Raw genomic sequence first — 9,597 nt, forward strand, 5'->3', positions numbered from 1 at the left:
GGCAAACCGCCGCACGATCGGGTTCAGCTCTATCGTCATGCCCTCCAGTCTGGCTCATCTTGCCGTGCTGTTCGGGTCGGTACTGCATTCCGCTTTCAGCCGATCGAGGTCACCTTGAAAGCACTGGTCTCGACAGACCAGGATCTCCTGCATCTTTGAACAGGGCTGCCACGCGCGCCACCGTGGCCACCCACGCTTCGCCCTCGGCCTGGCGGAACAGGCACATCCCTGGGTACCACGGGGTGTCTTCGCGCGCAGTCAACCAGCGCCAGTCGGTCTTGTAGTCCGGCAGCAGCAGCCAGCAAGGCCGATCCAGCGCACCAGCCAGGTGCGCCACTGCCGTGTCCACGGCAATTACCAGGTCCAATTGCGCGACCACAGCGGCGGTGTCGACAAAATCGTTCAGGTGGGCGCTCGGGCAGCACCATTGCCGGAACTCGGCAGGAGGGGTCTGTGCTTCGTCTTCCCCCATGCCTTTTTGCAGACTGACCCACTGCACCGCCCAACCCGCCTCATGCGCAGCGGCACCCAGCGGCGCCAGCGTGGCCAGACTCGGCAGGGACCGGGCGGCATCATTCTCGAACGCCGGATTGCCGCGCCAGACCAGACCGATGCGCAACGGTGCCGGACCGCCATGCGGGCGTTCGGGAAGCCACGCGCGGGCAGCGTCAATGCACGCATCTGGCACCTGCAGGTAGGGCAGAGCGGCTGGCACACGGTCGGGCGTGGTGCCGCACAGGCCAGGCAGACTCATCAGCGGACTCCAGCAGTCCCAGCCCACACGGGGTACCGGATCGTTGAACGCGATGACGTGCTCGACGGCGGGGCACAGCAGTTCCCGGCACAAGCGCTTCAGGCTCGGGTGGCACAGCAGCGTGATCGCACCCGCCCCCCGGGCACGTACCTCGCCCACGTAGCGAAGGAACATGATCATGTCGCCTTGGCCTGCCTCGAATCCCAGCAGGATGGACCGCCCGTCCAGCGGTTCACCTTGCCAGCGCGGCACGGCAGCGAAATGCACGGCCAGCGCTGCGCTGGAGGGACGCCGCTCCAGCGCTGGCCAGCCTTCGGCCCACCGCCCCTGGCGCAACAAGACATACGCCAAGTTGACGGCTGCGCTGTCCAGCGACGGGTCCAGCGACAGGGCGCGGTGGTGGCAGGCTTCGGCGGCCCAGTCGCGTTTCAGGCAGGCATGCAGCACACCCAGGTTGGTCCAGCTCGCGGCGTCATTGGGGCGCATGGACAACGCATGGTGCAAGGCAGCTTCGGCCTCGTCAAAGCGTTTGCTGCACAGCAGCAGCGTGCCGAGATTGAGATGCACTTCGGGCAGGTCCGGCCGCAGCGCCAGGGCCTGACGGTAGTGGTCCTCGGCGGACGGCATCCGGCCTTGCTGGTCGAGCAGCAAGGCGAGGTTGGCGTGCAGTTCGGGCACATTCGCATCGATCTGGAGCGCCTGGCGGAAACAGGCTTCTGCGCCAGCGGCGTCGCCTTCGGCCATGCGGAGCGTTCCGTCCGCAAACAGGCGTTCGACCGAAGGGCCGTCCTCCGGCTCAGACCCCGGGCGCAGGGGCACCACCGCCGGAATCAGTTGGTGCCTTGTTCGAAGGGCAAGGCCTCTGCTCTCCAGCGCAGCATGCCACCCGCCAGGTTCGCCACCAGCGAGAAGCCGGATTTCTGCAGCAGCACGGTGGCCTGCGCCGAACGGGCTCCCGATCGGCACACGGTGACGATGGGGCGCGCCTTGTCGATATCTGCGCTGTGCGCGGCGAGTTGCGAGAGCGGCAAGAGGCGCGCACCGGGAATATGCCCCAGGGCATCGCTGAACTCCGCCGGCTCGCGCACATCGATGATCTGAATGTCATTGGCGCGTCCACCCGCGATGCGCTCCTCCAGTGCAGCCGGCTGGATCTCCCAGACACCACTGAAGCTGCAGGTCAGCGGCGCCCAGGAAGGATCCTGGGGCATGGACGCCGCCTGGTCAGGCTGGCCACAGCGCAGGTTGGCGGGCACGGCAATGTCCATCAGCCTGGGGTGCGGCAGGCCCAGATGGTTCATGTACCCGGCGAAATCCGATTCATTGACATCGCCACCCAAGCGAGGGTTGAACCGCTTTTCCTCGGCCACGCTGGTGACGGTGAGTCCGCGGTAGTCATGCCCGGGGTACAACAGGCAATCCGACGGCAGCGACAGGATCTGCTCCTGCACCGACCGATAGAGCAGACCAGGGCTGCCCTGCTGGAAATCCGTGCGGCCACAACCGCGGATCAGCAGGCTGTCGCCGGTGAAGGCCATGCGCTGGTCATCCAGCACCAAGGTCAGGCAACCGCTCGTGTGTCCGGGTGTGGCACGGACATCCAGGTGGCGACTGCCAAACGACACCTGGTCTCCATGCTTCAGCAGCCGGTCGGCATTCACCGCGGCCGAGGCTTCGGACAGCATGATCCGGCTCCCGCTGCCCGTTTTCAGCAACCAGGCACCGGTGACGTGGTCGGCATGCACGTGGGTGTCCACCGTGGCCACCAGGTCCAGCCCCAGTTCGCGCAGCAAGGCGGTATCGCGGCGCACATGTTCGAACACCGGGTCGATGAGCAAGGCCTCACCGGAGACCGCATCGCCCAGCAGGTAGGTGTAGGTGGACGACTGCGGGTCAAACAGTTGGCGGAAGATGAGCATGAGGAATTCCAGAGGCAAACGCTGCGCGCGGGCATGAACCGCCGATGTGGTGGCGGCAGTTCAGCGGTGCACCAGGGGCACCAGCCGATCCGACGATTCGATCTCGGCGCCGCTGTCCAGCTCGATCGCGACCTGGGTGCACACGGCGCGGCACAGCACGGCCACGCGCTCGCTCTGGAGCCGGTAGTAGATCTGTGTGCCTTCGCGGCGCTTGGACAGCACTCCGCTGCGGTACAGCGTGGCCAGGTGCTGGGACATGTTCGGCTGCGTGGTGTCGATCAGGGCCAGCAACTCGGTGACATTCTTCTCTTGCTGGCACACGGCGCTGATGATCTTCAGGCGCACCGGAGTGGCCAGCACGGCAAAGAGCGCGGCGGCTGACTCGAAGACCCGGTCTTGACTGTTCAGCTCTTCCATGTCGCGGCTCCAGGCGGTTGACCCATTCGTGCAGCATTTTATTCGTACCCAGCAATGCATCGGCCGGATCTTGGATCTTCATTGGCCGTCCTGCTGCTCCATCAGCAGATAGGTGTTGTAGGCATTCATGCGGTTGGCCGCGCGGAACAGCGGTATCTTTTCGTAGCGAGACCAGTCTGCACGGGCATAAGCGGCTTCGAAGGGCTCCAGGTTGTGCGCGGCCTCGCCCATGGTGCGGCGCAGATAGGCCAGGTAGTCACGCGTCATCACCAGATCCGCCATCGGATCGGTCGAGGCCGGCCCGTGCCCGGGGATCACGAGGCGCGGCCGGTAGTCGATCAGCCGTTCGAGCGAGGTGATCCACAGGCGGCTGTCGGCCTGCCCGACAAACGGAATGCGCCCACGGAAGAACAGGTCACCCGAGAACAGGACCCCGAGCTTCGGAACAAACACCACCAGGTCCTCGGGCGTGTGTGCCGGGCCGACATGGCGGATCAGGATGTCATAGGAGCCAACGCGCAGGCGGGTCTCGTCCTGGTCCAGCCAGCGATCCGCCGGCACGAGACGCGTCCGGTCATCGACCCAGGGAGAAAGCGCTTCGCGACTGGCCTCCAGTCGCTTCTGCGCGGTGTCCGAGTTCAGGTATTCGCGTCCGAGACTGTGTGCCAGGATCGTGGCACCCGCCGCCTTGAACGCCTGCAGGCCATAGATGTGGTCCGCGTGGTAGTGGGTCACGATGACATGGCGAACCGGCTGCGAGGTCACGCGCCGAATCTCCGCCAGCAGTTGCTCGGCGAGCGCCGGTGACCCCAAGGCATCGATGACCACGACACCATCGTCGGTCACGACGAATCCGGCGTTGGAGATGAAATTGCGATTGGCGGGCGAACCCAGTGCCGCCGCACCCTGGACGAACCAGACACGATCAGCCACCTGCGTGGCCTGCAGTGCCGGCGCCTTGGTGTCCATGGCCCCGGCGGCACGGACCACACCCGGCCCCAAGGCCATCAGCAGCGCGAGCACCGACAACCACCAGCGGCTCAACGCAAGCAGAGGGAGGGTCATCACCGTCATCGCAGGCCTCGACACACCAGGGGGTTCCCTGGGGATCAGCCTTTGGCCATGCCAGGGTTGCCTTGCACGCCCACCAAGGTCGGCGTGTTGACAGGGCGTGCTTTCACATGACCGCCTGGCTGCGCTTTCAGCCAGCCCTCGACGACCTCCCACACCGGCTTGTTGCCAGGTGCGGTCCGCGCCTCCTCGGCCACGGGCGCCCATCCAGCCACCTTGTACTGGCGGTCAGCCTCGATCAGCTTGCCACCCAGCCGCATGTCGGTGATGCGCCGGCCCATCTTCTCGGCCGGCTGGCAGGTATAGGCCAGACCACCCACACGCACCATGTCGCCCCCCTGCTGATAGTATGGATCCGGGTTGAACAGGTTGTCGGCCACGTCCTCCAGGATCGTCTTGATCGTCGCGCCTGTCATCGTGTTGACCGTGGCGTAGGGGTAGGTGATGGCCAGCTGGTCCATCATCAGCTCGCGCGTGATCACGTCCCCCGGCAGCAGCGTGGTGCCCCACCGGAAGCCGGGCGAGAACGCGATCTCCGCACCCTGCACATCCATCAGGGCGTCGCAGACCAGCTGGTCCCAGCTGCCGTTGAAGTTGCCACGGCGGTACAGCAGGCCATCGGTGACCGCGAGATTCTCGGCCAGCCTGGCTTCGTATGGCTGGCGCACCCGGGTGATCAAGGCGGCCATGTCCGGATCGGCTTTCAGCTGGTTGGCGAACACGGGCAGCAGCCGGTAGCGGAAGTCCGCCACCCGGCCCCCCTTCACGTCGAAGTCCATCACGCCCAGGAACTTGCCGTTGCTGCCGGCGTTGGTCACCAGCGTCTTGCCGCCCGCATTGGCCACCGGCACCGCGACCGGCACCCCATCGTGCGTGTGACCGCCGAAGATGGCATCGATGCCGCGCACACGCGACGCCATCTTCAGGTCCACGTCCATGCCGTTGTGCGACAGCAGCACGACCACCTGCGCGCCCTTGGCGCGGGCCTCGTCGACCACCTTCTGCAGGTTCTCGTCCTGGATGCCGAAGCTCCAGTCGGCCACCAGGTAGCGCGGGTTGGCGATCGGTGTGTACGGAAACGCCTGGCCGATGATGGCGACCTGGATGCCGTTGATCTCCCGCAGCACATAGGGCTTGAACACGGGGTCGCCAAAGTCATTGGTCTTGATGTTCTGCGCGACGAACTCGATCTGTCCCTTGAAGTCCTTCTCGACGATCTCCTTCACCCGGTCCATGCCATAGGTGAATTCCCAGTGGCCCGTCATCACATCCACGCCGAGCAGCTTGCAGGCGTCGACCATGTCCTGCGCGTTGGTCCACAGCGAGGTGGCCGAGCCCTGCCAGGTGTCGCCGCCATCCAGCAGCAGCGCGCCGGGCCGACTGGATTTCAGTTGTTTGACAAGCGTCGCCAGATGCGCAAAGCCACCGACCTTGCCGTAACGCCGTGCCGCCTGGTCGAAGTCCAGGCAGGTGTAGGCAAACGCCTGCGCGCTGCCCGGGCGCAGCCCCGCAGCCTTGAGCAGAGACTCGCCCACGAGGTGCGGGAGCTGGCCCTGCATGGCGCCCACGCCCATGTTGACGCTGGGCTCGCGGAAGTGGATCGGCAGCAACTGCGCATGGCAGTCGGTCATGTGCAGCAGGGAGACATTGCCGAAGGTCGGCAGGTCGTACAGGCCTTGCTGCGCAGTCGCCGCTTCGGCATCGGCGTAGCGGCCGAGGCTGAGACCGGCGGCCGAAGCCGCCCCCAGCACCTGGAGGAATTCGCGTCTGGAGAGCGTCATGGCTTACTGATTCACTGGTTCACTGGTTCACTGGTGACTTCGGATCCAGGATCAACGCCATCAGATCCTTCAGCTGGGTTTCGTCCAGAAGTCCGGCGTGCCCGAAACGCGGCATGCCGGAGCAGGCGTTGTAGGCCTTGGCATTCCACAGCTTGGTCCAGGTGTACTCGATGATCGGCCTGGCCGTCGGGCTCTGCGTGTCCGTGACACCACGGTACTTGCCGTACTGGTACAGGCTGGGCCCGATCGTGCCGAAGGAGATCTCATCCTTGGTGATCTGGTGGCAGTTGTAGCAGTTGCCGCCGTTGGCTGCCGGGGCCGCGGACTTGTCGCTCCAGGTCATGCCGCGACCGTTCTGGGCCAGCTTCTCGCCTTCGCGCCAGTCGCCGATGAACTGGCCATCCGCGGGCATGCGCACGCTCTTCAGCGCGGCCTGCTGGATCGCGTCGATCACTGCGTCCGGCGGATTGCCGCCCTGGGCCTTGGAGCAGGCCGCATTCGCGACGTCCTGCTGCAGGCGATCGACCTTCGCAATGCCTTCATCGCGGAACGAACTGGTCATCATCCGGGCCACCAGCGCGTCGTAGTCGGGCTTCGGCTCCAGCGCGGCACAGCCGGCGATCAGCACAGCGGCCGCAGCCACGGCTGCCAGGACGAGGGTCTTCTTGTGGATCATCGGGTGCTCCTTCAGCGCTTGAGGGCTGGTGCGACGGACTCGGCACCCTTGGCATTGACGCCCATGTAGACACCGAGCGCGATGGTCACGTCCGATGCGTAACCGGGATATGGGAACCGCTGCTGGCGGAAGCAGTCGTTCAGGCGGTGCTGCATGCTCCACATCTCGCCATTGCTGACGCGGTAGGCAGGCCAGGCCGCGAAGCCGATGCCGTCGCCGGGGTTCTGGGTCAGATTGGGCAGGTCCTGCAGACGGATGCGCTTGTCGGACTGTCCGTGGCAGGAGGCGCACGAAAAATCGTAGGGCCCGCCGCGGTAGAAGAACGCGCGCTTGCCGAGTTCGTAGGTCTTGCGCTCGTCGGCATGCGATTGCGGCAGGTTGAACTTCAGACCGCGCGATTCACCCGAAATGTAGGCCGCATACGCTTCGAGCGTCACCATCTCGCCCTTGCCGAACGGCGTCTGCGCGACCGCGGCGGCATCGAAGCCCTGGAGCCGCTCCATGCAGGTCAGCAGACGCGATTCGAGATCCTGCACCCGCGCCGTGTCCGCGAAGTAGCGCGGCAGCTCGACAAAGGCCCCCTTGACGACACCGGGGCCCTTGCCAAGATCGCACTGCTCCAGCGACACGTTCTTCGGTCCACGCTTCTTTTTCCAGAGGTCTTCCCCCTTGACCTCGAAGAGTTCGGCCGGGTTGCCGTCGGCCAGCATCGCACGGTATTCGGCGATGCCGTCGGCGGCCGATTTCTGCTGGGCAACGGCAACAGCCGGGGCGACAGCGGCAAGCGCGGCCAGCAAGGTCATGGCGGTCTGGATGCTGCGCATACGTCTCCTTGTGTTCTTCTGCTGAATCTTCTGGTGAACCGGAACGATCAGGACACGGTGGCTTCGTCGGTGCGCTTGTCACCCTTGTTGTCCACCCAGGACACGCTGATCTTGTCGCCGGCCTTGGCGCCCTTGACACTGAACTGCAGGAACGGGTTCTTCGCGACGGAGGGCCCCCACTGGGCGGTCAGCACGGTCTTGCCATTCCACTGGGCGCTCACTTCCTGGATGTACCAGGCAGGAATGGTCTTGCCTGCAGCGTCTTTGCGCAGGCCGGTTTCCATTTCGTGGGCCATCAGCACACGGACTGTGGTCTTGTCGCCCGTGGCCTGGGCGCGAATGCGCATCGGATCTGCCATGTTCAATCTCCGTCTGGAATTTCGGTGGGGGCGGGATGCGGAGGGCGTGTCAGCCGCCGCAGCCACCCAATGTGACTTTCACTTCCTTGGCGGCGTACAGCACCTTGCCATCGGCCATCATCGCCACGGCGAAGACGTTGGACGACTGGCCCATCTTCACGCGCGTCGAGAAGCTGGCGTCCACCGCATCGCTCACATCGAACAGGGCCGACAGCATGGCCGGGTTCTTCTCGACCAGCAGCAGCAGGCGCTTGACGCCCGGCAGCGATGTGGCAGCACCCACGGGCACCACGGCACCGTTCTCGGCGATGTCCGGACCGGTGATCGTCACGTCCTTGCTTTCCACGGGCGCAGCACCGCCCAGCGCCTTCATCAGTTCGGCCATGGTCTTGGCATCGAAGGCGGCCGTGTTGTAGCCCGCGGCCTGCGCGTGCGCGAGTCCCGGCAGCATGCCAAGGGCTGCGAGCATCCCGGCCACCTGGGCCGAGCGGGTGAGCATGTCTCTGCGTGTGTGCATCAATGTCTCCAGTATCTATCCGTGAATGCTAATTAAACAATTCGCAAAGGCGATGGGGGCGATCCCTGAGCGGGGGACAGCGACGCTCATGGCGTGGCCTTCGCACCTGCGGCCAGCCACTGCGCGATGGTCTGCGCGTCGGCGTCATTCAGGGATTGTGCAGGCATGGGGATCGGCCCCCACAGCCCCGACCCACCGGACTGGATCTTTCCGGCCAGGTAGGTCACGGCGTCGGTGCGGTCGCCGTACTTGCGGGCGATGTCGCGGAAGGCGGGACCGACCACCTTGTTTTCCACCCCATGACAGGCCACGCAGGTGTACTTCTGCGTGAGTGCCGCAGCCGAAATGGGCCCACCCGTTGCCGCCGCTGCCGTTGCAGGCGACACCAGGGCCAGTCTGGCCGCCGCGGGGCTGGCCGCTGGCGGCCGGGTGGTGTCGGCCCCGCGCTGTGCGCCGACACCGCGGTTCTGCTGCGCCAGGTTGCCATGCTGGTTGCGCGCGAAGTCCGGCAGGAACGACGCCAGCGTGGGCTCGGGTGCACAGTCCTTCATGCAAGCGACCGCCTGCACGTCAGGTTTGCCCCCGTTGCCCAGTCCCCCCTTGCCGGCCGCTGCGCCGGGCCAGAGCCCGTGGTCGGTGGTGGTGCCATGGCGGTTGGGCAGCAGCTTCTGCACCTCGGCGATGTTGCGGTCCGAGAGCGTCAGGCTGTCTGGCACGATGCCCCCCAGATTCAGCAGGTAGGCCGTGACGGCGTACACCTCGTCGGGTTGGAGCGACTTGGGCGCGGTCCAGGGCATCGCGCGGTGGATGTAGTCCCACAGCGTCGACAAGGTGGACACCTTCATCAGCGTCGTGCGGCCGGGAAACGCCGGATCATTGAGGCGGGCAACGTGGCCGGTCCGGATGTCATCGGCCGTGGTGCCGCCCACCAGCGGCGAGAAGGTCTGGTTGCTTTCGCCGAAGACCCCGTGGCAGGAGGCGCATTTGCCTTCCCACACCTCCATGCCTTGCGACACCGATCCCGAGCCCGGCGGGAGTCCCTTGAAGTCGGGGCGCACATCGATGTTCCACGCGGCCACTTCCTTCCGGGTGGCCGCCCGGCCCAGGCCCGGATAGTGGTCCTGCGCCTGGGCCTGGGCCACACCCAGCACGAGCACGAGCACGAGCGCCGCCGTGGAGGCCTTACGAGAGCTGGACATTCTTCACCTCGCCGTTCTCCTGCACGAGCCAGCTCTGCACGGAATTGTTGTGGTAGATCGAGCGTGTTCCACGCACCGCG

Annotated in this window: 10 protein-coding genes; all 10 read right to left on the bottom strand. The window is 65.7% G+C overall.

The genetic code is table 11. From position 1 onward, the window contains the following. Nucleotides 1-109: 109 nt before the first annotated feature. Nucleotides 110-1,498, bottom strand: coding sequence for a tetratricopeptide repeat protein (locus AB3X43_RS07880; RefSeq protein WP_369429303.1), 1,389 nt, complete (start codon nucleotides 1,496-1,498; stop codon nucleotides 110-112). A gap of 86 nt (nucleotides 1,499-1,584) precedes the next feature. Then, a complete protein-coding gene (locus AB3X43_RS07885) occupies nucleotides 1,585-2,673 on the bottom strand; it encodes a rhodanese-like domain-containing protein (protein ID WP_369429304.1) in 1,089 nt (362 codons plus the stop codon). Nucleotides 2,674-2,733: 60 nt separating this feature from the next. Further along, nucleotides 2,734-3,090, bottom strand: a complete 357-nt coding sequence (locus tag AB3X43_RS07890; RefSeq protein ID WP_369429305.1) for an ArsR/SmtB family transcription factor — start codon at nucleotides 3,088-3,090, stop codon at nucleotides 2,734-2,736. A 78-nt stretch (nucleotides 3,091-3,168) separates the two neighbouring features. Beyond that, complete coding sequence (locus AB3X43_RS07895; protein WP_473965083.1) at nucleotides 3,169-4,155, bottom strand: MBL fold metallo-hydrolase; 987 nt, start codon at nucleotides 4,153-4,155, stop codon at nucleotides 3,169-3,171. 44 nt (nucleotides 4,156-4,199) lie between these two features. After that, complete coding sequence (gene soxB, locus AB3X43_RS07900) at nucleotides 4,200-5,942, bottom strand: thiosulfohydrolase SoxB (RefSeq protein WP_369429306.1); 1,743 nt, start codon at nucleotides 5,940-5,942, stop codon at nucleotides 4,200-4,202. A 19-nt stretch (nucleotides 5,943-5,961) separates the two neighbouring features. Continuing rightward, nucleotides 5,962-6,615, bottom strand: coding sequence for a sulfur oxidation c-type cytochrome SoxX (soxX, locus tag AB3X43_RS07905; protein ID WP_473965084.1), 654 nt, complete (start codon nucleotides 6,613-6,615; stop codon nucleotides 5,962-5,964). Between the two features lie 14 nt (nucleotides 6,616-6,629). Continuing rightward, on the bottom strand, nucleotides 6,630-7,421 hold the full coding sequence (gene soxA, locus AB3X43_RS07910; protein ID WP_473965085.1) for a sulfur oxidation c-type cytochrome SoxA: 792 nt from the start codon (nucleotides 7,419-7,421) through the stop codon (nucleotides 6,630-6,632). Nucleotides 7,422-7,489: 68 nt separating this feature from the next. Further along, a complete protein-coding gene (gene soxZ, locus AB3X43_RS07915) occupies nucleotides 7,490-7,801 on the bottom strand; it encodes a thiosulfate oxidation carrier complex protein SoxZ (protein WP_369429309.1) in 312 nt (103 codons plus the stop codon). A gap of 49 nt (nucleotides 7,802-7,850) precedes the next feature. Continuing rightward, nucleotides 7,851-8,318 carry a thiosulfate oxidation carrier protein SoxY gene (soxY, locus tag AB3X43_RS07920; RefSeq protein ID WP_369429310.1) on the bottom strand — a complete coding sequence of 156 codons (468 nt, stop codon included), beginning with the start codon at nucleotides 8,316-8,318 and terminating at the stop codon, nucleotides 7,851-7,853. Between the two features lie 86 nt (nucleotides 8,319-8,404). Then, the gene (locus AB3X43_RS07925) at nucleotides 8,405-9,517 is read right to left on the bottom strand and encodes a c-type cytochrome (protein ID WP_369429311.1); all 1,113 of its coding nucleotides are present in this window, start codon (nucleotides 9,515-9,517) and stop codon (nucleotides 8,405-8,407) included. Between the last annotated feature and the right edge of the window lie 80 nt (nucleotides 9,518-9,597).

The organism is Sphaerotilus sp., from assembly GCF_041083715.1.
In the GTDB taxonomy this organism is placed as follows: domain Bacteria; phylum Pseudomonadota; class Gammaproteobacteria; order Burkholderiales; family Burkholderiaceae_C; genus Sphaerotilus.

What these genes read in the sequence shown, in the direction of transcription:
- AB3X43_RS07880 (WP_369429303.1), bottom strand. Translation starts at nt 1,498, where the DNA reads ATGGCCGAAGGCGACGCCGCTGGCGCAGAAGCCTGTTTCCGCCAGGCG.
- AB3X43_RS07885 (WP_369429304.1), bottom strand. Translation starts at nt 2,673, where the DNA reads ATGCTCATCTTCCGCCAACTGTTTGACCCGCAGTCGTCCACCTACACC.
- AB3X43_RS07890 (WP_369429305.1), bottom strand. Translation starts at nt 3,090, where the DNA reads ATGGAAGAGCTGAACAGTCAAGACCGGGTCTTCGAGTCAGCCGCCGCG.
- AB3X43_RS07895 (WP_473965083.1), bottom strand. Translation starts at nt 4,155, where the DNA reads ATGACCCTCCCTCTGCTTGCGTTGAGCCGCTGGTGGTTGTCGGTGCTC.
- soxB (WP_369429306.1), bottom strand. Translation starts at nt 5,942, where the DNA reads ATGACGCTCTCCAGACGCGAATTCCTCCAGGTGCTGGGGGCGGCTTCG.
- soxA (WP_473965085.1), bottom strand. Translation starts at nt 7,421, where the DNA reads ATGACCTTGCTGGCCGCGCTTGCCGCTGTCGCCCCGGCTGTTGCCGTT.
- soxZ (WP_369429309.1), bottom strand. Translation starts at nt 7,801, where the DNA reads ATGGCAGATCCGATGCGCATTCGCGCCCAGGCCACGGGCGACAAGACC.
- soxY (WP_369429310.1), bottom strand. Translation starts at nt 8,318, where the DNA reads ATGCACACACGCAGAGACATGCTCACCCGCTCGGCCCAGGTGGCCGGG.
- AB3X43_RS07925 (WP_369429311.1), bottom strand. Translation starts at nt 9,517, where the DNA reads ATGTCCAGCTCTCGTAAGGCCTCCACGGCGGCGCTCGTGCTCGTGCTC.